The organism is Pseudotabrizicola sp. (assembly GCF_030684215.1).
Taxonomy (GTDB): domain Bacteria; phylum Pseudomonadota; class Alphaproteobacteria; order Rhodobacterales; family Rhodobacteraceae; genus Pseudotabrizicola.
In genome coordinates, this window is sequence record NZ_JAUXOV010000070.1 from 350,198 (window position 1) to 374,976 (window position 24,779).

Genomic DNA, 24,779 nt, shown 5'->3' on the forward strand with positions numbered 1-24,779 from the left:
TCGCAGGCGCGCTCTGGCTGTCAGGCGCAGCTCGCAAGTGGCCAATGTCGTTTTCGTCTGTCAAAGGTCGGGGGATCTTGCCCGCTTGCCCCACGATCAGGCATTGATGGCGCAAAGCCAATCCCCGGAGTCGCCCCTATGAAAACCCATGTCAAAGCGCTTGTTGTCGGCGGTGGTGCCGTTGGAAACGGTATTGCCTATCATCTGGCCAAGGCCGGCTGGGATACCATGCTGGTAGAGCGCGACGAATTGACCGCAGGCTCGACATGGCACGCAGCGGGCTTGCTGCCCTTGTTCAACATGTCTTACGCGACCACCCACATCCACAAATACTCGGTCGATTTCTACAAGGCGCTGGAGGCGGAAACTGGCCTGAACGCAGGCTTTGCCGTGGTGGGCAACCTGCGCATGGCCCAGCATCAGGAGCGGATGGATGAGTATATGCTCTACTCCTCCGTTGCCGAAACCGCCGGGGTCTATCACGAATTCCTGACGCCCGCGCAGATGAAAGACCGCTGGCCGCTGTTGCGCACCGAAGACCTTGTCGGCGCGCTGTACCATCCGCAAGACGGTTACATCAATCCGGCCGATGTCACGCAGGCGATGGCCAAAGGCGCGCGCCAGTTCGGGGCCGCCATCGAGCGCAAGATTCAAGTCAACGGCTATCGCTGGACCGGGTCGGAATGGATCGTCACCTGCGCGCGTATGGTCGAACAGGGCGGCAATCTGGTCGCCAGCGACGAGACATTCGAAATTCATGCCGAACATGTCGTCACCGCCACCGGCAATCACGCGCAGCGCACGGCGCGGCTGTTGGGCGTGAAAATCCCCGCGATCCCGGTTGAGCATCAGTATATCGTTACCGAACCCGATCCGGCGCTTGTCGCATGGCGCAAGGCGGGCAACGCCGAGCACCCGGTTCTGCGGGACGCCGATGCCAAATGGTATGTCCGCGAAGAACGTGGCGGCTGGATTCTTGGCCCGTATGAGCGCAACGCGCCCGCCCGCTTCCTCTACGATGTGCCGCAAAGTTTCCGCGCCGACCTGTTCCCGTTGGATCTTGAGCGGATCGAAGCGGAATACATGTCGATGATCCATCGCCTGCCGTCATCTGAAACTGTGGGGCTCAAGGACGATTTCAACGGCCCGATCTGCTATACCCCCGATGGTAACCCGCTGGTCGGCCCGGTGCCGGGCCTGCGCAACATGTGGATCGCCGAGGGCTTTTCTTTTGGTATCACCGCAGCGGGCGGTACAGGCTATTACCTTGCCCAGATGATGACCCAAGGCGAAGCCGAGATTGATATGGCCAGCCTTGATCCGCGCCGCTATGGCCAGTGGATCACCACCGAATACGCCGCCCGCAAGAACGAAGAATGCTACGAGCATGTCTTCGTCCTGCATCACCCCGATGAGGAACGCGAAGCTGCCCGCCCACTGCGCACCGCCCCGGTCTATGACCGGCAAAAGGCGCTTGGCGCGCAATTCGGACAGGTGAACGGCTGGGAACGCCCGATCTATTATGGCCCGAAAGACGCGCCCGAAGACTTCGACCACAATTCCCGCAGCTTCCGACGTGGCGCATGGTGGCAATATGCTGTGGACGAGGCCAAAGCCATCCGGGAAACCGCAGGGCTGATCGACGCCACGGCCTTCACCAAACATCTGGTGCGGGGGCCAGGGGCAACAAAGTTCCTCGACTGGCTGACCTGCAACAAGCTGCCCACCGTGGGCCGTATCAACCTGACCTATGCCCTTACGCCAAACGGCACGACGCGCACTGAATACACCATCGTCCGACTGGCGCAGGATGAATATTACTGCGTCTCGGCCGGGGCATGGACCGATTACGACGGCGACTTCCTGCGCAAATGCGCCGAGGACAAAGCGCCGGAGTTCGGCCATATCGACATCCACGATGTCACAACGCAATGGGGGGTCTTTGCGCTCGCCGGGCCAAATGCGCGCAAGATCCTGCAAGAGATCGTAAAGGACGCCACGCCCGAAACAGTGCTGTCCAACAAACGCTTTCCGTGGCTCACGATGCGAAACATCGAACTGGGCATGGTCCCGGTCCGCGCCATCCGCGTGGCCTATACCGGAGAGCTGGGCTGGGAACTCCACCACCCGATCGAGATGCAGCGCCATCTGTGGGATTTGCTGCGATCCGCGGGCGAAAAGCACGGCATGAAACCGGTCGGCGCGCGTGCGCAGAACTGGCTACGACAGGAAAAATCCTACCGCGCCTTTGGCAATGAACTGGGCCGCGACGCAACCCCGCTAGAGGCCGCCCTCGACCGCTTTGTTGATTTGTCCAAGGATTTTCAGGGCAAAGAAGCGATGCTTGCGACCGGCATTCGCTCCAAATGCTGCACCTTGCTGATCGATGGCCCTGCCGACACCGACCCATGGGGCAAAGAGGCGCTGCTGTTGAACGGCGAGAAAGTCGGGCGCCTGACCTCGGGCGGCTACTCGGTCGCCTTCGGCAAGCAGATCGGCATGGGCTATGTACGCCCCGATCTGGCCGAGGTTGGCACAAAGCTCAAGGTCAAGATGCTGTGTCAGGAATGGGATGCGGTGGTGGTCGAAGACAGCCCGTTCGACCCATCAAACGCACGCATCCGCGCAGACGGCTGATCCCGATCCGCGCCCTGTGCATTCGTCGTGCACGTTGAGTATCTAAGCCAAGATGAAGCCTATGCGCTTTCATCTTGGCTCAAGTGCTCCGGGGTGCGAGGCAGACCCCGTGCAGTTTGGCTGCAACACAGCCCGTTATTTCAGGGCCCGCCGCGCCAGCCAGTCGCGCCAGTCTGCCGCTGATCCGGCAAAGGCATTCAGATCTGCATCGCCTGTTTTACCCGGAATTTGTCCGGTGCTGGAATATTGCCAGAACGTCCAGCGCGTACCGGGATAGACCTTTGACGGGTGGCCTGCGACCGAGCGGACCCAGAATTCCACCCCGCGCAGCCGCCACAATTCATGCGATGCAAAGATGTCGGGGCTGACATAGACCAGCGGCATCTGGCCGTAATGCCGGGCCACGGTGTCGATAAATACCTGCGCCTCGGCCAGCAATTCAGCCTGTGGCGGGCGGCGGGTGCAGGTCGGTGAAAACGGTGTCCATTCCAGATCAAGCACGGGTGGCAAAGCCCCTGTGGCCCGTGGCACACGGCGGATAAAGTTCTGTGCCTGCGCCCGCCCATTCGCGCAATGATACCAGAAGTGATAGGCTCCGGTTGCCACACCAGCGTCACGCGCAGCGTTCCAGTGTTCACGAAACATCGGGTCCGAGTCATCTGCGCCTTCAGTTGCCTTGATGAAGGTAAAGTTTACCCCGTTCGCTCGCGCGCTGACCCAATCCACCGGGGTCTGATAGCGCGACGTGTCAGTGCCGTGCACCGCATAGGCCGAGGGCGCACGCCCGTCCCAGGGATGCGGCTTGCGATCCCCGAAACTGGGTGCGATAACCGCGCCTGCGGGACGCGTCGAGGTGCGGTCAGAGGTTGCAAGGCGCGGCCCGCCACAGGCAGACAGAGCCAGAGCGGCTGCAAAAAGAATGGCAAATTTCATTGCTCAAGTTTGCCGCAAGTCTGGGGCAGTGTCACCACCGGAAATACGGGCTACGACCCCGCTGATGGCTGAAATCCGCTGACCTGTGGCCGGGGCTTTTCAGCGCCCGAACCGTGAGGGCGACAGTGCTTTTACCAAATCCGCCGAAACTTCCGGTGCTCGGCCAAGGATCAGATCCGCAGCAAGCTGACTGGCCGCAGGGCAAGACTGGAACCCTTGCCCGCCCTGACCCGCCAGCCAGAAAAACGAATGGTGCCGTGCATCTGCCCCGATGACCAGAGTTCGGTCGGGCGCAAAGGTCCGCAACCCGGCCCAGTTTGACAGCAGCCGGGTCACTGGGGCTGTCACCATCGCCTCATAGCGCGCCAGACCTTCGGCCAGCACCATATCATCGGCCCATGCGTCATGTGGGTCGGTTGCATCTTCTTCGGCGGGTGACACGATCAAAGCGCCTGCGTCGGGCTTGGCATACCACGCCTCGCCTGCGCCAAAGATCATCGGCCAGCGTGACACATCCATCGCCTCTGGGGCCGGGATCCGCGCCATCGACCGACGATAGGGCGTAAAACCAAGCGGCTGGACCCCCGCCATCTGCGCCACGCGGTCCACCCAAGCCCCGGCCGCATTAACCACAACGCGCCCGGTCACTGAGCCGTTTGCTGTCGTCACCTGCCACATCTCATCCTTGTGGCAAAGTGCTGTCACCGCTGCCCCGGTGCGCAATTCAGCCCCCGCTGCACGGGCGGTGCGGGCAAAGCTCTGCATCAGCAGGTCGGTGTCAATGTCCCACGCCTCGGGCGAAAAGGCGGCCATGGTCACCGCTTCCGGGTTCAGCACTGGCACCATGGCGCAGGCCTCGGCAACCGTCATCGGCTCCAGCGCCATTGCCGCCGCCTCGGTGGCAAACGCCGCCTCGTCGCCTGCGCAGCCGACCATCATCAGCCCACGGGGCGACAAGATGCCTTTGGTTTTATGAAAGAAGTCAGCCGATACCAACGACAGTTCCACCACTGCGGGGCTGCCGTAGCGCGGCTCATACAAAGCCGCCGACCGGCCCGAGGCATGATGCCCCAGCGCGGGCTCTGCTTCCAGCAACACTACGGATGCAAAGGGGGCCAGCCGGGCCGCAAGCGACACCCCGGCGATGCCTCCGCCTATGATCACAACATCTGCATCCATCACATGCCCCCTCTCAGCGCCTTGCCGCCAGAGATACCGGGCGCAGCACCTAAAGGGCAGCCCAGAAATCACTGGCACATCCACAATCCCGCAAAAAAAGGCCCGCGCAAAGCACGGGCCTTTCTTCGTCAGTTCAACAAATCACTGCGGAATATCACCCGTGATACCTTCGATAAAGAAGGTCATGCCCAACAGGTCGCCATCAGAGGCAACATCCCCATCGGCAAGCCAGACGCTGCCGTCTTGCTTGTTGATTGGCCCGGTGAACGGGTGGTAGGTGCCCGCCTCAATCGCATCGCGCATGGCTTCTGCTTCGGCCTTCACCTCTGCAGGGACGGCATCGGTGATCTCACCGATTTCGACTTCGCCTTCGGGAATTCCGGCCCAGCTGTCAACCTGCTCATAGGTGCCATCCAGCAACTGGCCGACGCGCTTGACGTAATAGGGCGCCCAGTTGTCGATGATCGAGGACACGCGGGGGCTTGGCTTGAAATCGGCCATGTCGGACGCCTGACCAAAGCCGATCACGGCGCCATTGGTCTTTGCCGCTTCGGCCAGAGGTGCCGTTGAATCGGTGTGCGCCGCGATCACGTCAACGCCCTGGTCGATCAGCGCCTTTGCGGCGTCGGCCTCTTTGGCGGGGTCAAACCATGTGAAGGCCCAGACCACCGAAAGCTGCACATCCGGGTTCACCTTCTTGGCGTGGAGGTAATAGCTGTTGATGCCCATTACCACTTCGGGGATCGGGAACGACCCGATATAGCCGATCTTGTTGGTCTTGGTCATCTTGCCCGCAATGTGGCCTTGAATCGCGCGGCCTTCATAGAAGCGCGCGTTATAGGTCGAAACATTCGGATGCTCGCGCTTATAGCCCGTTGAATGTTCGAATTTGATGTCTGGGAACTTGGCCGCGACAGTGTTGGTCGGGTCCATATAGCCGAAGGACGTGGTAAAGATGATGTTGCAGCCAGACAGCGCCATCTGGGTCAGAACGCGCTCTGCATCGGCACCTTCCGGTACGTTTTCCTGAAAGGCGATTTCAACCTTGTCGCCGTAGGTCTCAACCACCTCCAGCGCGCCCTGATGGTGCTGATAGGTCCAGCCAAGGTCACCAATCGGACCGACATAGACAAAGCAAGCCTTGACCTTGTCCATGCCCTGCGCGCTGGCAGCGCCCCCAAAGGCCATCCCAAGGCCCAGTGCCGCCGTCGCCAGCAATGTTGTACGTTTCATTGTCGTCTCCCTGTTGCGGGCCGTTGATCGGCCCCGGTTTGAATGGTGCCCCTAGCGTGAGGCGTGGAAATTCTGGCCAAGGCTTGCCGGAGCGTTCAGCGCCGCTTTTCCCTTGCCCGAGGACATGATGACCAACACCAGAATGGTTATCAGATATGGTGACATCGACAAGTATTCGACCGGAATGCGCGCCCCGGCCGCCTGCAGGTTAAGCTGAAGTACGGTGATTCCGCCAAAAAGATAGGCACCGACCAGCGCACGCCAAGGCCGCCATGACGCAAAGACAACAATGGCAAGCGCAATCCAGCCCGCACCAGCGGTGATGCCATCGGTCCATTGCGGCACCCGCACAAGGCTGACATAGGCGCCGCCCATCCCCGCCATGGCCCCGCCGAACATGATCGCCAGCACCCGGATCTTGCGCACCTTATAGCCAAGTGCATGCGCCGCATCGTGGCTTTCGCCCACTGCCCGCAGGATCAGACCCATCCGTGTGGCCTTGAGCACCCACCACGTCACGGCAACCACGGCAATCGAGAAGTAGACCACCCAGTCATGGCTGAACAAGACGCGGCCAAAGAACGGAATATCCGCCAGTGGCCCCAAGGGCACAGCCCCTGTCGCAGGCGGGCGGATGCCCACAAAGTTCTGCCCGATCAGCGATGACAGGCCCAGCCCGAACAGCGTCAGCGCAAGGCCTGATGCCACCTGATTGGCCAGCAAAACCTGCGTCAGCAAGGCAAAGATCAGCGACAATGCCGCCCCCCCAAGGGCCCCGCCAACGAACCCCATCACGGCGCTGCCCGTCTGCACCGCCATGATGAAACCGCAGACTGCGCCCATGATCATCATACCCTCAACCCCAAGGTTCAGCACCCCGGCGCGTTCAACAATCAACTCGCCGATTGCCGCCAGAATGATCGGCACCGAGGCCACCATCAGCGCCGCGATCAACAGCGCAGGATCAATCCCTCCGAACATCAGATGGCCTCCTTCTTGTACCCAAGGCGAATGCGGTAATTGCTCAGCAGATCCACCGCCAACAGGAAGAACAAAAGCATTCCCTGAAACGCCTGAATCGCGGCAGCAGGCAGGCCAAGCATGAACTGCGCCAGCTCTCCGCCAATATAGGTCAGCGCCATCAGCAGCCCCGCCAGCAGAATGCCAATGGGGTTCAGCCGGCCCAGAAAGGCCACGATAATCGCGGTAAACCCATAGCCTACGTTGAAACCAATGCTGATCTGCCCCGCAGGCCCCGCCACCTCGAAAAGGCCCGCAAGCCCCGCCAAAGCGCCCGAAATGCCCATGCACAGCAAAACCAGCCCGGTCGGATTCACCCCGGCATAGCGCGCTGCGCGCGGCGCTTGCCCGGCCAGTTTGATGTGAAACCCAAGGATATGACGTTGCAGAAGGATATAGGCCGCGATCACCGCCATAAGCGCCGCAATCACACCCCAATGCATGCCTGTTCCTGCGAACAACTCGGGGTTTGATGCCGCAGGGTATTGGCTCAGGTTCCGGCTGCCCGGAAAGCCGCCGCCTTGCGGGTTGCGCAACAGGCCCAGGGACATCGATGACAGGAAGTTCTGCGCGATGTACACCATCAGCAGACTGACAAGGATTTCGTTTGTGTTGAACTTGGTCTTCAGTATTGCCGGTATCATCGCCCAGATCCAGCCGCCCAATGCACCGGCAATCACCATGAGCGGAAAGATAAACCAATGATCGGCAGGATAGAACGCCAGCCCCACACCAGCGCCAAACAACGCGCCCATGATATACTGACCCTCGGCTCCGATGTTCCAGATCCCCGCCCGAAAGCCAAGCGAAAGCCCAATCGCAATCAAGATCAGCGGCCCCGCTTTCACCAGAAGTTGAGGCCGCGAGTAGCTGGCAAATTGTGGGTGAAACAACGGATCCCAAAAGATCGTTCGTATGGCCTCAACCGGGTTTTTTCCCAACGCGGCGAACATCAGCCCGCCTGCAATCATCGTCAGCACCACCGCCAAAACCGGGGTCGCGCCTTGCCAGAACCGGCTTGGCGACGGGCGTTTTTCAAGCCTCAGCATGGACCGCCCCCTTCATCTTGGCAAAAATACTCATCTGTCTTGCGTCAATGGCCATGATGCGCCACCTCCATGCCATGCGCTCCGCCCATCATCAGGCCAATCTCATCCACCGTCAGCCCTTGCACAGGTCGCGGCGTGGTCAGCCGCCCCTCATTCAGTGCGGCAAAGCTGTCGGCAATCTCCAATAGCTCATCCAGATCCTGAGAGATCACCACAACCGCAGCGCCTCCGGCTGCGTGGTCCAGAATGGCCTGTCGGATGCTCGCCGCAGCCGCCGCATCAACACCCCATGTGGGCTGGTTGATCACGATGATTGAGGGCGTCTGGCTCAGTTCGCGCCCAACCACGAATTTTTGCAGATTCCCACCCGACAGCGCCCGCGCTGCCACATGGGTTCCTGGCGTTCGCACGTCAAAGTCCTTCACGATCCCGGCGGCAAAAGCTTCCGTTGCCGCCCAGTCGATAAAGCCATTCTTGGTCAGCCCCTTACGCAAAGCGCCCGACAAAAGCGCATTCTCGACCAGACTCATATCGGGTGCCGCCGCATGGCCCAGCCGTTCCTCTGGTGCGGCCACCAGCCCAAGGGCACGCCGTGCGTTCGGCCCAGTATCGCCGACGCCCGTACCGTCAATGCGCACGGTATCGCGCGCGGCACGCACTTCGCCCGACAGGGCCAGCAGCAATTCGTCCTGCCCGTTGCCTGCAACCCCGGCTATGCCCAGCACCTCTCCTTTCGCCACACGAAAGCTGACATTTTTCAGCGACGTGCCAAACTGGATCGGAGAGGCCACTGACAGATCTACCACCTCCAGCGCCACCGCGCCCTTGGCCGTGCCCGCCCGTTCAGGCGGGGTCAGGGTGGCCCCGACCATTAACTCCGCCATCTCGCGCGCCGAGCGCTCACGCGGGGTGCAGGTTGCCACAACCTTGCCACGCCGCAGGATTGTTGCCTCATCGCAAAGCGTGCGGATTTCTTCCAGCTTGTGGCTGATATACAAAATCGCTGTGCCTTCGGCCGACAACTGCCGCAGGGTGCGGAACAAGATGTCCACTTCCTGTGGTGTCAGAACCGATGTCGGTTCGTCCATGATCAGCAGCTTTGGGTCTTGCAGCAGACAGCGGATGATCTCCACCCGCTGGCGTTCCCCCGCTGACAGATCACCCACCATCCGGGCGGGGTCCAGAGGCAGCCCGTATTCTTCGCTGACCGCCTTGATCCGGCTGGCCAGTTCCTTCATCGGCGGCGGGTTTTCCATGCCCAAAGCCACGTTTTCGGCGACATTAAGCGCCTCGAACAGGCTGAAATGCTGGAACACCATTGCCACACCGCTGGCCCGCGCCGCGTGCGGCTCGGCTGGGGTATAGGCTGCCCCACGCAGGGTCATGGTGCCCGAATCCGGCTTGACCAGCCCATAGATCATTTTCACCAGCGTCGATTTTCCAGCTCCGTTCTCGCCCAGCAAGGCGTGAATCTCGCCCTCCGAGATGGCAAAGGACACATCAGAATTGGCGACCACGCCCGGATAGGCTTTCGTCACCCCCGCAACGCGCAGCAGTTCAGGCCGGGTCATAGTGCGTTCTCCTTGACTGATGAGCGGGCTTGGTGGCGCAAAACCGCGTGCGCCACGCCAATCGCAATGGCTTGGGGATGTTTGCCCAAAGCGGGGTCACCGATCGGGCAGTTGATACGGGCAATCGCGGCTGGCGCGTGGCCAAGGGCGGCCAACCGCGACCGGAACCGCGCCCATTTGGTGGCCGAGCCGATCACCCCGGCGCGGTCAAACCCATGGTGCAAAAGCCGGTGGCACAGATCCAGATCCAGCGCATGGCTATAGGTCAGGATCAGATGTTGGGCATCCTTCGGGGCATGCAAGACCAGCCGTGCCGCATCAGCGCAGGGCAGGGTGGTGATGCCTTCGGGTATCACAGTGGGAAAGCGGTCTTCCGCCACATCGACCCAAGTGATCCGCACCTCTGGCAAAGGGTCCAGAACCGCCACCAACGCGCGCCCCACATGCCCTGCTCCCCAGATCCACAGATCAAGGGCTTGGGGTGCGACAGGCTCTACAAACCAGCCCTGCACCAGTTGTGGTGCGGGCATTACACCTTGCCCCCGCGCTCGGTCGAGCAACCGCTTGACCGCCAGAGGCATGTCGCGCCCGTCCACGCTGCGCGCCACCAGCCCGCACTCAGCCTCGGGCAGGCCCCCGGTACGATAGACCTCGGTCAGCAAAGTCACCGCCCCGCCACAGCACTGGCCCAAGGCCGGACCCAGCGGCACGCGCCGCAACCTGCGGCCCCCCGCCACCAGCATCGCCCGCGCTTCTGCCGCCGCCTCCCATTCCAGCGCGCCGCCACCAATGGTGCCAGACTGCCCGTCTTGCCAGACCAGCATGGCTGCCCCGGTCTCTCGCGGCGACGATCCGTCGTGCGCTGCAATGACCACGCGAGCCACCGGGCCATGAGCGGCAATTGTCGCCGCCAGCGCGTCCTGATCAAACATCGCCGCGCACCCGGCTTACCGCCGCGAGCACCCGTTCTGCCGTCGCTGGCGCGTCCAGTGCCGGATAGCCCGGACCACAGGCCGCCACGGCATCCGACAACGCGTACAGCGCTGAGATTCCCAGCATAAAGGGCGGCTCTCCCACTGCCTTGGACCGGCCCACCGTGTCTTCACGGTTGGGCCGCCCCCACAGGGCCACGTTGAACACATAAGGCCGGTCGGAACAGGCCGGAATCTTGTAGGTGCTGGGTGCATGGGTGGTCAGCCGCCCCTTGCCATCCCAGACCAGTTCCTCGGTCGTCAGCCAGCCCGCCCCCTGCACATAGGCCCCTTCAATCTGTCCGATATCCAAAGCTGAATTCAGGCTGCTGCCGGTGTCATGCAGCAGATCGGCGCGCAGGATGCGGTTCTCGCCGGTCAGCGTGTCGATCACCACCTCGGTCACCGCCGCGCCATAGGCGAAATACAGGAACGGCCGACCCTTGCCCGCTTTGCGGTCCCATTGTAGTTTTGGCGTGGCATAAAACCCGGTCGAGGACAGGCTGACACGCGCCTGATACGCCCACATTGCAACGCGGGCAAAGTCATAGGCCTCGCCGCCCACCCGCACCATGCCATCCTCAAAGCGAACCGATGCCGGGTCGGCCTGATGCTTGTCGGCGACAAAGGCGGCCATCCGGTCGCGGATCGTGGCACAGGCCGCCTGCGCCGCCATGCCGTTCAGATCAGACCCTGAGCTCGCCGCCGTGGCACTGGTGTTGGGCACCTTTGCGGTATCGGTGGCTGTAATCTTCACCACATCAGGGTCAACACCAAACACCCCAGCCGCCACTTGAGCCACCTTCTGGAACAACCCTTGCCCCATTTCGGTGCCACCATGGTTCAGATGGATCGAGCCATCCTGATACACATGCACCAAAGCCCCGGCCTGATTAAGATGCGTCAGCGTAAAGGAAATCCCGAACTTCACCGGCGTCATCGCAATTCCGCGCTTCAGTACGGGCGAGCGCGCATTCCATTCCGCAATCGCCACCCGGCGCGCTGCATAGTCAGACGAGTCCACCAACGCCGCCACCAGTTCATGCCCGATGAAATCCTCCACAGGCATGAAATAGGGGGTGGTCTGCGCGGTCGTCTTCATCTTGGCAAAAGCATTTTCTGGGGGGGCGGGGGGCGAAGCGCCCCCGGCACTGGCCGCACTCGCCGCCGCTCGGTAGAAATTGGCGCGCCGTACGTCCAGCGGATCACGCCCCAGCGCATGCGCCACATGGTCCATCACCCGCTCGATCCCCACCATGCCTTGCGGTCCGCCAAAGCCACGAAATGCCGTGGCGCTTTGGGTGTGGGTTTTCAGGCGATGGCTCTCTATGCGGATGTCGGGCAGGTGATAGCAGTTGTCCGCGTGCAACATCGCCCGGTCAGCGACCGGCAAAGACAGATCCTGCGCCCAGCCGCAGCGGAACAGATGGGTGAACTCCACCCCGGTCAATTGCCCCTGATCGTCAAACCCGGCGCGGTAGAGGATGCGCAGATCATGGCGTTTGCCGGTGATCATCATGTCATCATCGCGGTCATAGCGCATCTTTGCGGGCCGCCCGGTACGGGTGGCCACAATGGCGCAGGCGATGGCCAGCGCGTTGCCCTGAGATTCCTTGCCGCCAAAACCGCCGCCCATCCGCCGCACCTCGACCCGCACCGCACTCATCGGCAGATGCAGGGCATGGGCAATCTTGTGCTGGATCTCGCTGGGGTGCTGTGTAGAGGAATGGACCAGCAAGTCGCCGCCTTCCATTGGCAACACCGCTGCAACCTGACCTTCCAGATAGAAATGCTCTTGGCCGCCGACCTCAAATTGGCCGTCAACCACATGCCGGGCCGTGTCGATGGCGCGCGCCGCATCGCCTTTGGTCCAGATCACCGGCCCGTCCTCAAACCGGCTGTTCGCCGCCATTGCATCGTCCACCGTCAGCAGCGCAGGCTTTGTCTCGTAGCTGACCTTGGCCAACCGTGCAGCTTTGCGGGCGGCAAGGTGGCTGTCGGCGGCCACCAGAAACAGTGGCATGCCCAGATAGAACACATCGCCGGTCGAGATCAGCGGCTCGTCATGCACTGACGGGCTGCAATCGGGCACCGCGTCAAAATCCTCTGGTCCGTAGACCGCCACCACACCGGGCGCTGCGCGCACGGCAGACAGATCAAGGCTGGTGACAGAGCCATGCGCGATTGTGGACAGGCCAAAGGCCAGATGCAGCGCATTTCCCGGCAGCGGAATGTCATCGACATAGCGCGCCTGTCCGGTGACATGCAGCGGGGCCGCGTCATGCGGCAGGGGTTTTCCCATGCTCATGCCCGCACCTCCAGCACTGAAGTCTGGATGCCGTCCAGATCATGTACATAGCGCCGCAGCATGTTCTGGGCCGTTGTCAGGCGGTAAGCGCTTGAGGCCCGCATATCTGACAGGGGCGAGAAATCCTGCGCCATCAGCGCCGCCGCCTGTTGCGCCGTGTCTGGTGTCATCGGTTTGCCCAGCAAAGCGGCTTCGACCGCCGCCGCCCGCTTTGGCGTGCCCGCCATGCCGCCAAAGGCAATGCGGGCATCGGTGATGGTGCCATCGGTCACAGTGAGGTTGAAACAGCCACAGACGGCAGAAATATCCTGATCGAAGCGTTTGGACAGTTTGTAGCAACGCAGATTGGGCGCAGCTGCCGGGATTGTCACGGCCTCGACAAATTCTCCGGGCAGGCGGTCCTGCTTGCGATACTCAAGGAAGAAATCCTCCAACGGCATCTGGCGGCGGGCCTCACCCCGGCGCAGGTGGAGCGTTGCGCCAAGCGCGATCAGTGCGGGCGGGCCGTCGCCGATGGGAGAGCCGTTCGCGATATTGCCGCCGATGGTCGCGGCATTGCGCACCTGCTCGCTGGAATAGCGCCGCAGAAGTTCGCCAAAGGAAGGAAACCGCGGGGCCAGTGCGCTGCGCAGATCGGCAATGGTCACGCCCGCGCCGATACGTAGGGTGTCGCCCTGATCCTCGATGTGTTGCAGATCTTCAATGCCTGACAGAAAAGCGACCTGCGACAGGTCGCGCAACTGCTTGGTCACCCAAAGACCAACATCGGTGGCCCCGGCGATCAGGGTGGCTTCCGGGTTTGCCAGATACCACGCCGCCAGATCATCACTGTTGCGCGGGCGGAAGCCGTGTTGGGTGGGCTCTGACACCCCTCGGCCTTCGGCGTCACCCTCTCGGAGTATTAGAGCCAAGTTGAAATCACGATCTGTCGCAATCCAGTCTGGCACTGGAGCTGATTCTGCGGCCTGCGCAGCCCGGATGATCGGCGCATAGCCGGTGCAGCGACACAGGTTTCCAGCCAGCTGGTCATCATGATCGGTAGCGCCATTCAGATGCGCGGTGGCCATCGAAACGATAAAGCCCGGCGTGCAGAAACCGCATTGAGAGCCGTGATGGTCGATCATCGCCCTTTGCACCGGGTGTGGCTGACCCTGCGGGCCACTGATGCCTTCGACCGTGCGCACGGCCTTGCCATCCAGTTGTGGCAAAAACAGGATACAGGCGTTCAGCGCCCGACTGCCCTGCGCATCGGTGACCATCACCGTGCAAGCCCCGCAATCGCCTTCGTTGCAGCCCTCTTTCGTACCTGTAAGGCCACGGGTTTCGCGCAGCCAGTCCAGAAGCGTCCGCGTGGGCGCCTCATCGGACACGCGGACAGGCGCTCCGTTCAGGAGAAACGCAATCTGCGACATATGGTTCGTCCGCCGCCTTCTCCCCGTTAGAGGTTTTTTGCATACCCGCCCGATGCGGCGTAAAGCGAGCATGCACCCCTTATGTCCCTGTGAGATCATGAAGCAAGGTGCGACGCCACAAGGCAAGACAAATATCCAGGCAAGCATTTGAAGCACTCTCGGGATTTGCCGAAGAATGAGGCACCCTTTCCCCGGGCGGGATGCTTCGTTAGGCTGTGCCTATGTCAAAAGCACCGCGATTCATTCACCTGCGCGTTCATACCGAACATTCCCTGCTGGAAGGGGCGGTTCCGGTCAAATCATTGGTCAAGCTGGCGGCCGCGTCCGATATGCCCGCCATTGCGGTGACGGACACCAACAACATGTTTGCCGCACTGGAGTTTTCAGTGACAGCGCAAGGGGCGGGGGTGCAGCCGATTGTGGGCTGTCAGATCAGTCTTGCGCATGATCCGGCCCAGCCGGGTGAGCGCCCTCGAGCGCCGGCACCCATCGTGCTGCTGGCGCAGAATGACGCAGGCTACATGAACCTGATGAAGCTGAATTCGTGCCTGTATCTGCGGGGCGATGGTCAGTTGCCACATGTGACGGTGGCCGATCTGATGCGACATGCGGACGGTCTGATCTGTCTGACCGGCGGACCGGACGGGCCATTGGGCCGGTTCCTCCAGGCCGGGCAGATGCCAAAGGCGCAGGCGTTGCTGGAGCAGATGGCGGCAGCGTTTCCGGGGCGGTTGTATGTGGAATTGCAGCGCCATCCAGGTGAAGGCGGGCGTTTGCCCCTAGCCGAGGCCGGGTCGGAACATGGGCATATCGAGCTGGCTTATGCCATGGGCCTGCCGCTGGTTGCCACCAATGATGTCTATTTCCCCAAGGCTGCGATGTATGAGGCTCATGACGCGCTGATCTGTATTGCCGAGGGCGCTTATGTTGACCAACAGCAGCCACGCCGCCGCCTGACGCCGCAGCACTATTTCAAATCCGAAGCCGAGATGTGCGCGCTGTTCGCCGACCTGCCCGAAGCACTGGAGAATACGGTCGAAATCGCCCGCCGTTGCGCCTTTGCGGCCTACAAGCGCAAACCGATCCTGCCGAAATTTGCCGACGACGAGGTGCAGGAGTTGCGCCGTCAGGCCAATGCGGGCCTTCAGGCGCGGCTGGCGATCATTCCGCATGCAGTGACGCCCGAGGAATATCAGGCACGGCTGGATTTCGAGTTGAACGTGATCGAGGGGATGGGCTTTCCCGGCTATTTCCTGATCGTGGCTGACTTCATCAAATGGGCGAAAGACAATGGCATTCCAGTCGGGCCGGGCCGGGGCTCGGGGGCCGGGTCGCTGGTCGCCTACGCGCTGACCATCACTGACCTTGACCCCTTGCGCTATGCCCTGCTGTTCGAGCGGTTTCTGAACCCCGAGCGGGTGAGCATGCCCGACTTTGACATCGACTTCTGTATGGACCGCCGCGAGGAGGTGATTGCCTATGTGCAAAACCGCTATGGGCGCGACAAGGTGGGGCAGATCATCACTTTTGGCGCTTTGCTGTCCAAAGCCGCCGTGCGCGATGTGGGGCGGGTGTTGCAGCTTTCCTATGGCCAGGTCGATCGTCTGTCGAAGATGATCCCGGTTGAAGGCGTGAAGCCGGTGTCTATCACCAAGGCATTGGCGGATGAGCCACGCCTGCGCGAAGCTGCGAAAGAAGAGGTTGTGGGGCGGCTGCTTGGCTATGCCCAGCAGATCGAAGGGCTGTACCGCAACGCATCGACCCATGCCGCCGGGGTGGTGATCGGCGACCGTCCGCTGGATGAATTGGTGCCGTTATATCAGGACCCCCGGTCCGACATGCCCGCCACCCAGTTCAACATGAAATGGGTCGAAGCGGCGGGGTTGGTGAAGTTCGACTTTCTGGGTCTGAAGACGCTGACTGTGATCCAGAACGCGATGGACCTTTTGGCCCTGCGCGGCATCTCTTTCGACATCAACCTGATCCCGCTGGACGACAAACCCAGCTATGAGCTGTACGCCGCCGCCAAAACCGTCGCGGTGTTTCAGGTAGAATCCAGCGGCATGATGGATGCGCTGCGCCGGATGAAGCCGACCTGTATCGAGGATATCGTGGCACTGGTGGCGCTGTATCGTCCAGGCCCGATGGAGAATATCCCGGTCTATTGCGAGGTGAAAAACGGGCTGCGCGAGATTGAATCGCTACACCCGACCATCGACCCGATCCTGAAAGAGACGCAAGGCATCATCGTTTATCAGGAACAGGTGATGCAGATCGCGCAGGTCATGGGGGGGTATTCGCTGGGCGGGGCTGACCTGTTGCGTCGCGCGATGGGGAAAAAGATTGCCGAAGAAATGGCAAAGGAGCGGCCCAAATTCATTGACGGCGCCAAGAAAACCCACGGGATTGATGCGAAAAAAGCGGGCGAGGTGTTTGACCTGTTGGAGAAGTTCGCCAACTACGGGTTTAACAAATCCCACGCGGCCGCTTATGCGGTTGTCAGCTATCAGACGGCCTATCTGAAAGCGAATTACCCGGTTGAATTCATGGCTGGGGTGATGAACTGCGATATCCACCTGACCGACAAGCTGGCTGTCTACAAACGCGAGGTGGACAAGCTGGGCATCACCATGGTCGCGCCTTGTGTGAACAGGTCTCTGGCCACATTTACTGTGCGCGAAGGGCAGTTGATCTACGCCCTAGGCGCTTTGAAAAACGTCGGCGTCGAGGCGATGAAGCTGATCGTTGAGGCGCGGGGTGACAAGCCGTTTGCCAGTCTGTTCGACTGTGCCCGCCGCGTCGATCTGAAGCGTGTTGGCAAGCGCCCGATGGAAATGCTGGCCCGCGCCGGGGCGTTTGATCTGCTTGACCCCAACCGCGCCCGCGTGTTTGAGGCGCTCGATGCACTGGTCTCCTATTCCGCCGCGATCCATGAGGCTAAATCCAGCAATCAGGTGTCGCTGTTTGGCGAGGCTGGTGCAGATATACCCGAACCGCGCCTGCCATTTCGCGATGACTGGCAGCCTGTGGAACGGCTGGGGCATGAACATCAGGCCGTTGGCTTTTACCTGTCGGGCCACCCGCTGGATGATTACATGGGGCCCTTGAAGCGCCGCGATGTGAAAACCCTGACCGAGATCACCGCGCTTGCCCAACGTGGCCCGCTGATTGCCAAGATCGCAGGCTCGGTCGCGTCAAAACAGGAACGCAAATCGGCCAAGGGCAACCGGTTTGCCTTTGTCCAACTGTCGGACCCGACCGGCCTGTATGAGGTCACCGTGTTCTCCGACGTGCTGGAAGCCGCGCGCGATTTTCTGGAGCCGGGGCGGAACGTGGTGCTGACCGTGAAGGTCGACCCCGATGGCGATGGCGTCAAAATGCTGGCCAATGGCGTGCAACCGATTGATGCGGTGGCCGATCAGGCCGGGGCATCCGACATGCGCATCCACCTGAACCGGCTTGAGGCTGTGCCCTCACTCGCGGCACTGCTGGCAAAGGTCGAAGGCCGCAATCGCGCCCAGATCACCCTTTGCGTGCCCGACGATCAAGGCCGCGAAATCGACATGATCCTGCCAAACCCCTACCCGATCACCCCGCAGATCAAGGGCGCGATCAAGGCGATGCAGGGTGTAGTGATGGTGGAAGAGGTGTGAGGGGGGCTTCGCGGGATGATGCAAAGCTTCGCTGCAAGGACTCGGAATCGATGCACCAGCCAACAATACTTTCAAAAACTTCGTTGCTGCAAACGCCATTTCTAACATTAAAATTCATCTAACAGGGATCAACTCGATGGTATTACTTCCCTATGAGCTTTCATCTGTGGTGAACGACATGCATCAGGCAAGGGATGCAAAACTATACTATCCCTGCCTCTTAGTTGCATTGACGCTCCCTGAAATTTGCAGCGGATTATTACTTCCAAAGAATAGCCTTGTGAAACAAGTTCACTACGTAGATTTTGTAAACACTTACTCATCACCGCAAGAACTGGGCGATGATGGTCTTGGTGTCTTTAGGTTAAGGGGGGGGCTTGTTCACCGAGGCGATATGAGGGGGCATCCGCACTACAGGGCGACGCATGTGATATTCTCAGTTCCTGAAGCCAGCGGCAAAATACACGGTGTGTCGATTGAAGCCGGTCAAAAGACCGCAGCAATGTTCGATCTCGATACTTTTATAGCCGGAATGGATGCTGCGGTTCGACGCTGGTATATTGCAAACAAAAATGACGCCCAGCTTTCCGAAAACCTACCACACCTAATTCGGTATAGCCCAACAGGTGTTTCGCCATTCACGAAAGGACTGTCAGCAATTGTAAGTGGGAGTTGAATGCATGCTTCTTTCTCAAATGTGGTGGGTATTGCGCCTCCTCAATCTTGAGTTGTGTTCGTAATGAGAGGTGAGCAAACTTTACGCCCGTTGGGCGTATTGTCTATGGATGCCCCCGCCCTCACCTCAAGCCGAACTCCGCCATCGCCTCCGCCAGCCCCGGCGGCAGCGCTTCTTCCTTCTCCCGCCCCGGCAGCAGGTCGGGGGGCGCGTCTTTCGGGTCCAGATAGCGCCAGCCCTGGAACGGGCGGCGCGGTGCGCCTTGGGTGCGGGTTACCTCGGCATTCAGCACGATAGCGCAGCGGGAGATGCCGTCGTCGCCCGTCACCTGCTCCAGCCCGACAATCTTTTGCCGCGCCAGCACCACGCCCTTGATCACCCAATACAGCGACCCGCCCGCAAGCACCTCATCCGCGCGCTTTGGCCACATGCGGGTGACATGCACGGCGCAGTCTTTGGGCCAGCGCGTCCGCTGGCTGGTTTGCCAGTCCAGCAAATCCTCCACGCTGTCGGCGCCGACACAGAGTTTCAGGATGTGAATATGATCTGTCACCGACTCATTCCTCGCTTCTGAACAGGCAGCATAGGGCGCTACACCGTGACGGCAAGGCGTTGACCCGAGGGCGATAGGGGCGTATTTTGTGCCTTCATCCTCAATCCCCACAAAAACAAGGCTTTCCCATGTCCCGATTCGCTGCGCCCATTGCCGAACAGATCTGGGATATGAAATACCGGCTCAAGACGCAGGACGGCACGCCAATTGATGGCTCGGTGGAGGACACATGGCGCCGGATCGCCCGCGCGATGGCGGCTGTCGAGAAAGATCCGGCCCTGTGGGAAGAAAAATTCTACCACGCGCTGGAAGATTTCAAATACCTGCCCGCAGGCCGCATCACCGCAGGCGCAGGCACCGGGCGCGCGGTCACGCTGTTCAACTGCTTTGTCATGGGCACGATCCCCGACAACATGGGTGGCATCTTTGACGGGCTGAAAGAGGCCGCGCTGACCATGCAGCAGGGCGGCGGCATTGGCTATGATTTCAGCACGATCCGCCCGCGCGGAGCCGAGGTGAAGGGCGTCGCGGCCGATGCCTCTGGCCCGCTGTCGTTCATGGATGTCTGGGATGCGATGTGCCGCACCATCATGTCGGCAGGCAGCCGCCGGGGGGCCATGATGGCCACCATGCGCTGCGACCACCCAGACATTGAGGCGTTCATCGAGGCCAAGAAAGACCCCGCCCGCCTGCGCATGTTCAACCTGTCGGTGCTGGTGACAGACCCGTTCATGGCCGCGGTCAAGGCCGATGGGCCGTGGGAGCTGCTGTTCGATGGCAAGGTCTACAAAACGCTGCAAGCGCGCGATCTGTGGAACAAGATCATGCGCAACACCTTTGATTTCGCCGAACCGGGTGTGATCTTCATCGACCGTATCAACACGATGAACAACCTGAGCTATTGCGAAACCATCGCCGCCACCAACCCCTGCGGTGAACAGCCGCTGCCACCTTACGGCGCCTGCCTGCTCGGCAGCATCAACATGGCGGCGCTGATTGCGAACCCCTTTGCCGATGATGCCGCACTCGATCTAGGCGCGCTGGACGATCTGGTGCGCACCGCCGTTCGGATGATGGACAATGTTGTCGACGCTAGCCGCTTCCCCCTGCCGCAGCAAGAGGCCGAGGCGCAGGCGAAACGCCGCATCGGCCTTGGCGTCACCGGGCTTGCTGACGCCCTGCTGATGATCGGCGCGCGCTATGGTAGCGTTGACGCGGCGACCATCACCGAACAATGGATGCACGCTATCGCGCGGTCGTCCTATCTCGCTTCGGTGGACCTTGCCCGCGAAAAGGGCGCGTTCCCGCTGTTTGATGCCGATAAATACCTCGCCTCCGGGTCGCTCACCCATATGGACGCCGATGTGAAAGACGCGATCCGCCAGCATGGCATTCGCAACGCGCTGCTGACTTCGATCGCGCCAACCGGCACCATCAGCCTGTATGCAGGCAACGTGTCGTCTGGGATCGAGCCGGTGTTTGCCTATGCCTACACCCGCAAGGTGCTGCAAAAAGACGGCTCGCGCACCGAGGAAGAGGTCGTCGATTACGCCGTCCGCTTGTGGCGCGAAAAGATGGGTGATGCACCCCTGCCGGATTATTTCGTCAACGCCCAGACCCTGCCGCCGCTGGATCATGTGCGGATGCAGGCCGCCGCGCAGAAATGGATCGACAGCAGCATTTCCAAAACCATCAACTGCCCAGAAGACATCAGCTTTGAAGATTTCCAGCAGGTCTATATGGCTGCGTGGGATCAGGGCTGCAAAGGCTGCACCACCTACCGCCCCAATGACGTGACCGGATCGGTGCTGACCGTGTCTGAATCCTCTGACAAGACCCCGTCTGAAGCTCCGGCAAGTGCCCAGCAGGATGGTGAGGTGATCTACCTGTCGGAACCCCTCGACCGCCCCGCTGCGCTGGAGGGGGCCACTTACAAACTGAAATGGCCTGGCTCGGAACACGCGCTTTATATCACGGTGAATGACATCATCATCTCGGGCCACCGCCGCCCGTTTGAGGTCTTCATCAACTCCAAGAACATGGAGCATTTCGCATGGACCGTCGCACTTACGCGGATGATCTCGGCCGTATTCCGTCGTGGCGGTGATATTTCCTTTGTCGTCGAGGAACTGAAAGCCGTCTTCGACCCGCGCGGCGGTGCATGGATGGAGGGCAAATATATTCCGTCGATCCTTGCCGCGATTGGTGGCGTGATCGAACGCCACCTGATTGAAATCGGCTTCATTGAGGGCGAGGGCATGGGTCTGAAATCTGACCCGCATGCCGAAGTCGTCGCTATCGGCGCACCGCGCGGCAAAAGCTGCTCCAGCTGTGGTGGATTTGAGATGCGCATGGTTGAGGGCTGCATGACCTGCGCAAGCTGCGGCTATTCAAAATGTGGCTGAAAAGCCTGATGAACACCACCCATGTAGAACCAACCATAAGAGAGCCACTTTGACGGTTTTGTTTGCCACTCGCCAAGCATAACTTTGCCACGACTGGCTAAACCATTGAAATCGCTAGAGTCCCAAAGTGCCGTCCCGAGAGGGGCGGCATCTTTGTTTTGGGCCGCATCCAAGGCCCCCAGGCTTGACGAAAGCAGGGTTTAGCCACCTATTTCAGACCATGACATCGACGCACTAACCCAACCTGACGACCGGCCGCCCCCCGGGAAAACCCTACAGGGCACAGAGCCACAGCCACCGAAACAGACCGCCACGACACTGGTCGAGCCCCGCTCGCACTGGAAGGAGACGTATTGTGAAAAGACTGAAAGTGATCCACTTGAAGGAGCAGAAGGACATCGGCGATCCTGAAAAGATCCGCCGCCGATTACGCGATTTTCTGTTCGACTGTCGCATCGACAAGCTTTCTCGTGCCGCGCACGGCAAGCGCTTTTCCGAGGTATCGAACTTTGTAAATGGCGACGAAATCGCTCGTCTCGAACATGATGCGCTCCTAAAACGAGTTGATGAAGAACGGGTCCGTCTTCGCGTCGAAAAACTGTTCTCACGCCGCGCAGCTGCGTCTGGAACTTTGCACTTGAAGAAAGACGAGGTCTTGAGGCTTCAGTCTGCGTCTGGCGACATTCCAGCGGCAGTCGCAAAGAGTGAAGCTTGGGCCGATGAAGTTGCCGCCCAGCTCCATCAAGAGTCTCCGTGGCTGGCTCCCGCGACCGAGGTCCTTTGGCATTCACTGCGTCGATCCGCGCGACTTGGGGAGCCCATCAAGGTTTCCCCACTTATCATCAATGGCCCACCTGGGGTTGGGAAGACCCGCTTGGCAAAGCGTTTCGCTGAGCTTGTTTCTGTCCCCTCGGTTGCTCTCGACGCATCGACTGGAAGCCCCGGATTCAGCATTGTTGGGATGGAGCGCGGCTGGAGTTCCGCTCAACCCGGCCGTCCAGTTGAGATGATCTTGGAAAGTCGGATCGCAAACGGGATCGTTGTGGTCGACGAGATCTGCAAAGCAAAATCAGCCGAGTCGAACAAGGGCACGACATTCTCATTCTATGACGCCCTGCTCTCCCTACTCGAGCCAGAGTCGGCCCGGCGATGGGAATGCCCGTTCTTTCGGGTGTCGTTTGACATGTCCCATCTGTCTTGGATTTTCACATCCAATGACGTTGATCTTGTCCAGGCCACGGTCAAAAGCCGTTGCACCGTGGTGCACGTCCGCGCGTTGACGCCGCTTGAGCTTCAAGACTTCGCGATCCGTCGCGGTCGAGAACTGTCCCTGTGCGACGCATCGATTGAGGCGATCATTGTCACTCTGATCCATGCGGGCGACCGCTTGGAGCGCCGCATTAGTTTGCGCGACGTCTCGCGGATGTTGGCCCGGGCTCAGGACCTAGAGAGCAGACCAATTTTTCAGTAATGGAGACCGAGATGAAATCGATGTCCTACAGGGATCCGCGTCGACCTTTCCTTGAACGTGCAGAAGATCTCAGGGAACGCTTGAGGCATTCAAAAGGCGACGATGACATTCTCGCCGCACTTGAGGTCGATCCTGTCATGCACAACATGTTTTACCATTTTCAGCAGCAAATGTCGTGCACATGGCTACAGACCGATTTGCCAGAGCGGCACAAACAGGTTGCCGAATTTCTGGCCCATGTCGATGACCTTACTTCGGTTCCGCCGACCGAAGCGTTTCTGCGGGATGCGCCAGTTCTGGCAAAGTGGTGCGCTGTGCATTTCGGGGGATACCCCCACTTGTTTGGGCAAGTCTCTGGGCATCCGCGGCTAGGAGGCCAGCGCTTCATCGCGACCTCGCCTTACTTTCAGATTGATCCTTCTCGGGCGTGGGCCAGGACGTGGAGCCGGTTTTACGTGCTTGGCGCTTACGACGAGAGCACGGTTCAGCGCGCGAACGGGCGCAGAGCGATTGAAGAAGGCGTCGAATTGATTAGGTTGCCTGTTTGACATACCTTGCCCCATTTTCACCGCGTCTGATTTCGCTGCGTTTGCGCTTCCTTCAGTAGGAGCAGTCTAATGAACTGGTATACTGCCGACCTACACCTGAACCATGATGCGGTGATCCGCTTCTGTAAGCGTCCGTTTAGCAGTGTAACTGCAATGGATAACCAGATTTGCAAGGCTATCGCCTCCCTCGTAGCTGCTGACGACGATCTGTGGATCGTCGGTGATTTCGCTTTTGCGCGCATGGAGGATCGACCTCAGATCGCGGCACGATTTTCCGCCTTGCCGGGACGGAAACATCTGATTTTTGGAAATCATGATCGGCGCTGGGTGCGCGACCTAGCGTGGACGAGCCGACATGACATCGCAGTTGTTCGCGATGACGACACCAGTTTTGTGCTCTGTCATTATCCAATGATGACGTGGCCTATGGCCCGGTATGGGTCGATTCAGCTCTTTGGACACGTGCATAACAACTGGCTTGGCAGCCGAAATGCCGTCAATGTCGGTGTAGATGTCTGGAATTTTGCTCCCGCAAATCGGCTAGACATCCTACGCCGCGCGACAGCTCAGCCCCTAAATGCGCATTGGAATGATGTTGAACCAGGCTCTTATCTCGAATGACTGATTTGCCGGGGAAGCGCAAACAGGTTGCCGAGTTCCTGCGTCATGTTGATGACCTTAGTTTTTTTCCGACAACCGAAGAGCCTCTCAGGGGGCACCGGCTCTGGCAAAGTGGTGCGCAGTTCACATCGCGGGATCCCAGCATTCGTTGGGCAAGTCGATGGACGCGGAGTTGGAGCCGGTTTTACGTGCTGGGGGCTTACGACGAGGGCACGATAGGGCGTGCGAAGGGGCGCAGAGCGATTGAAGAAGGCGTTGAGCTGATCAGGTTGCCTGGTTGATCTACCCAGTTTTGGGATGCCATGAACTACGAGAGATATGCACAATTTTGGCGCGCTAAAGCTCTTGCGACGTAGGTTCTCGTGTGACTTGAGATAAACGCTGATCCTCCGGTTGAACGTAAGCGTTCTCTGGCTCCCACCTTCTGCCTATCCGTCTGATCTGCGATTCCGCCGGTGATGGAGATCGGGTTGGAGTTTCGCGATGGCGACTACGGTGGAGTTTCTCAGGGACTATGGGGTGGAGATACGGGCGAACGG

Annotated in this window: 17 protein-coding genes; 7 read left to right on the forward strand and 10 right to left on the reverse strand. The window is 60.3% G+C overall.

All coding sequences use genetic code 11. The features are described from left to right. Positions 1 to 138: 138 nt before the first annotated feature. The gene (locus Q8K08_RS15860; protein WP_305250691.1) at positions 139 to 2,637 is read left to right on the forward strand and encodes an FAD-dependent oxidoreductase; all 2,499 of its coding nucleotides are present in this window, start codon (positions 139 to 141) and stop codon (positions 2,635 to 2,637) included. Between the two features lie 135 nt (positions 2,638 to 2,772). Here the strand turns inward: Q8K08_RS15860 and Q8K08_RS15865 are convergent, their stop codons facing one another. From Q8K08_RS15865 to xdhA, 9 genes are all read right to left on the reverse strand, one after another. Continuing rightward, positions 2,773 to 3,570: a GH25 family lysozyme gene (locus Q8K08_RS15865; RefSeq protein ID WP_305250692.1), complete on the reverse strand. Its 798-nt coding sequence runs from the start codon at positions 3,568 to 3,570 to the stop codon at positions 2,773 to 2,775. A gap of 99 nt (positions 3,571 to 3,669) precedes the next feature. Then, positions 3,670 to 4,749 (reverse strand): FAD-binding oxidoreductase, encoded by a 1,080-nt coding sequence (locus Q8K08_RS15870; protein WP_305250693.1) that lies wholly within the window; start codon positions 4,747 to 4,749, stop codon positions 3,670 to 3,672. Positions 4,750 to 4,890: 141 nt separating this feature from the next. Beyond that, positions 4,891 to 5,982 (reverse strand): BMP family ABC transporter substrate-binding protein, encoded by a 1,092-nt coding sequence (locus Q8K08_RS15875; RefSeq protein ID WP_305250694.1) that lies wholly within the window; start codon positions 5,980 to 5,982, stop codon positions 4,891 to 4,893. Positions 5,983 to 6,033: 51 nt separating this feature from the next. Further along, positions 6,034 to 6,963: an ABC transporter permease gene (locus Q8K08_RS15880; protein ID WP_304802872.1), complete on the reverse strand. Its 930-nt coding sequence runs from the start codon at positions 6,961 to 6,963 to the stop codon at positions 6,034 to 6,036. Beyond that, positions 6,963 to 8,051 carry an ABC transporter permease gene (locus Q8K08_RS15885; protein WP_304802869.1) on the reverse strand — a complete coding sequence of 363 codons (1,089 nt, stop codon included), beginning with the start codon at positions 8,049 to 8,051 and terminating at the stop codon, positions 6,963 to 6,965. Before Q8K08_RS15885 ends, Q8K08_RS15880 begins: the two co-directional genes overlap by 1 nt. 44 nt (positions 8,052 to 8,095) lie before the next feature. Continuing rightward, a complete protein-coding gene (locus Q8K08_RS15890; RefSeq protein ID WP_304802867.1) occupies positions 8,096 to 9,622 on the reverse strand; it encodes an ABC transporter ATP-binding protein in 1,527 nt (508 codons plus the stop codon). After that, positions 9,619 to 10,554 carry a xanthine dehydrogenase accessory protein XdhC gene (xdhC, locus tag Q8K08_RS15895; RefSeq protein WP_305250696.1) on the reverse strand — a complete coding sequence of 312 codons (936 nt, stop codon included), beginning with the start codon at positions 10,552 to 10,554 and terminating at the stop codon, positions 9,619 to 9,621. The genes Q8K08_RS15890 and xdhC overlap by 4 nt, the downstream gene beginning before the upstream one ends. After that, entirely contained in the window at positions 10,547 to 12,901 is a 2,355-nt protein-coding gene (gene xdhB / locus Q8K08_RS15900) for a xanthine dehydrogenase molybdopterin binding subunit (protein WP_305250697.1), read from the reverse strand. Before xdhB ends, xdhC begins: the two co-directional genes overlap by 8 nt. Beyond that, positions 12,898 to 14,313 carry a xanthine dehydrogenase small subunit gene (gene xdhA / locus Q8K08_RS15905; RefSeq protein WP_305250698.1) on the reverse strand — a complete coding sequence of 472 codons (1,416 nt, stop codon included), beginning with the start codon at positions 14,311 to 14,313 and terminating at the stop codon, positions 12,898 to 12,900. Before xdhA ends, xdhB begins: the two co-directional genes overlap by 4 nt. A gap of 221 nt (positions 14,314 to 14,534) precedes the next feature. Between xdhA and dnaE the strand changes: the two genes are divergently transcribed. Both dnaE and Q8K08_RS15915 read left to right on the forward strand, forming a co-directional pair. Then, positions 14,535 to 17,966 carry a DNA polymerase III subunit alpha gene (gene dnaE / locus Q8K08_RS15910; RefSeq protein ID WP_305250699.1) on the forward strand — a complete coding sequence of 1,144 codons (3,432 nt, stop codon included), beginning with the start codon at positions 14,535 to 14,537 and terminating at the stop codon, positions 17,964 to 17,966. A gap of 136 nt (positions 17,967 to 18,102) precedes the next feature. Then, entirely contained in the window at positions 18,103 to 18,642 is a 540-nt protein-coding gene (locus tag Q8K08_RS15915) for a hypothetical protein (RefSeq protein ID WP_305250700.1), read from the forward strand. Between the two features lie 121 nt (positions 18,643 to 18,763). Here Q8K08_RS15915 and Q8K08_RS15920 read toward each other — a convergent pair whose 3' ends face one another. Then, a complete protein-coding gene (locus Q8K08_RS15920) occupies positions 18,764 to 19,195 on the reverse strand; it encodes a DUF1489 family protein (protein WP_304802875.1) in 432 nt (143 codons plus the stop codon). A gap of 128 nt (positions 19,196 to 19,323) precedes the next feature. On the opposite strand from Q8K08_RS15920, the gene Q8K08_RS15925 reads away from it, so the two are divergent. The 4 genes from Q8K08_RS15925 (at position 19,324) to Q8K08_RS15940 (ending at position 24,240) form a co-directional block, all read left to right on the forward strand. Then, positions 19,324 to 21,600: an adenosylcobalamin-dependent ribonucleoside-diphosphate reductase gene (locus tag Q8K08_RS15925; RefSeq protein WP_305250701.1), complete on the forward strand. Its 2,277-nt coding sequence runs from the start codon at positions 19,324 to 19,326 to the stop codon at positions 21,598 to 21,600. A gap of 355 nt (positions 21,601 to 21,955) precedes the next feature. Then, the gene (locus tag Q8K08_RS15930) at positions 21,956 to 23,071 is read left to right on the forward strand and encodes an AAA family ATPase (protein WP_305250702.1); all 1,116 of its coding nucleotides are present in this window, start codon (positions 21,956 to 21,958) and stop codon (positions 23,069 to 23,071) included. An 11-nt stretch (positions 23,072 to 23,082) separates the two neighbouring features. Further along, a complete protein-coding gene (locus Q8K08_RS15935) occupies positions 23,083 to 23,619 on the forward strand; it encodes a DUF6634 family protein (RefSeq protein ID WP_305250703.1) in 537 nt (178 codons plus the stop codon). A gap of 69 nt (positions 23,620 to 23,688) precedes the next feature. Continuing rightward, a complete protein-coding gene (locus Q8K08_RS15940; RefSeq protein WP_305250704.1) occupies positions 23,689 to 24,240 on the forward strand; it encodes a metallophosphoesterase in 552 nt (183 codons plus the stop codon). Positions 24,241 to 24,779 lie beyond the last annotated feature (539 nt).

Coding starts and splice junctions, on each gene's coding strand:
- Q8K08_RS15860 (WP_305250691.1), top strand. CDS start 139: ATGAAAACCCATGTCAAAGCGCTTGTTGTCGGCGGTGGTGCCGTTGGA.
- Q8K08_RS15865 (WP_305250692.1), bottom strand. CDS start 3,570: ATGAAATTTGCCATTCTTTTTGCAGCCGCTCTGGCTCTGTCTGCCTGT.
- Q8K08_RS15870 (WP_305250693.1), bottom strand. CDS start 4,749: ATGGATGCAGATGTTGTGATCATAGGCGGAGGCATCGCCGGGGTGTCG.
- Q8K08_RS15875 (WP_305250694.1), bottom strand. CDS start 5,982: ATGAAACGTACAACATTGCTGGCGACGGCGGCACTGGGCCTTGGGATG.
- Q8K08_RS15880 (WP_304802872.1), bottom strand. CDS start 6,963: ATGTTCGGAGGGATTGATCCTGCGCTGTTGATCGCGGCGCTGATGGTG.
- Q8K08_RS15885 (WP_304802869.1), bottom strand. CDS start 8,051: ATGCTGAGGCTTGAAAAACGCCCGTCGCCAAGCCGGTTCTGGCAAGGC.
- Q8K08_RS15890 (WP_304802867.1), bottom strand. CDS start 9,622: ATGACCCGGCCTGAACTGCTGCGCGTTGCGGGGGTGACGAAAGCCTAT.
- xdhC (WP_305250696.1), bottom strand. CDS start 10,554: ATGTTTGATCAGGACGCGCTGGCGGCGACAATTGCCGCTCATGGCCCG.
- xdhB (WP_305250697.1), bottom strand. CDS start 12,901: ATGAGCATGGGAAAACCCCTGCCGCATGACGCGGCCCCGCTGCATGTC.
- xdhA (WP_305250698.1), bottom strand. CDS start 14,313: ATGTCGCAGATTGCGTTTCTCCTGAACGGAGCGCCTGTCCGCGTGTCC.
- dnaE (WP_305250699.1), top strand. CDS start 14,535: ATGTCAAAAGCACCGCGATTCATTCACCTGCGCGTTCATACCGAACAT.
- Q8K08_RS15915 (WP_305250700.1), top strand. CDS start 18,103: ATGGTATTACTTCCCTATGAGCTTTCATCTGTGGTGAACGACATGCAT.
- Q8K08_RS15925 (WP_305250701.1), top strand. CDS start 19,324: ATGTCCCGATTCGCTGCGCCCATTGCCGAACAGATCTGGGATATGAAA.
- Q8K08_RS15935 (WP_305250703.1), top strand. CDS start 23,083: ATGAAATCGATGTCCTACAGGGATCCGCGTCGACCTTTCCTTGAACGT.
- Q8K08_RS15940 (WP_305250704.1), top strand. CDS start 23,689: ATGAACTGGTATACTGCCGACCTACACCTGAACCATGATGCGGTGATC.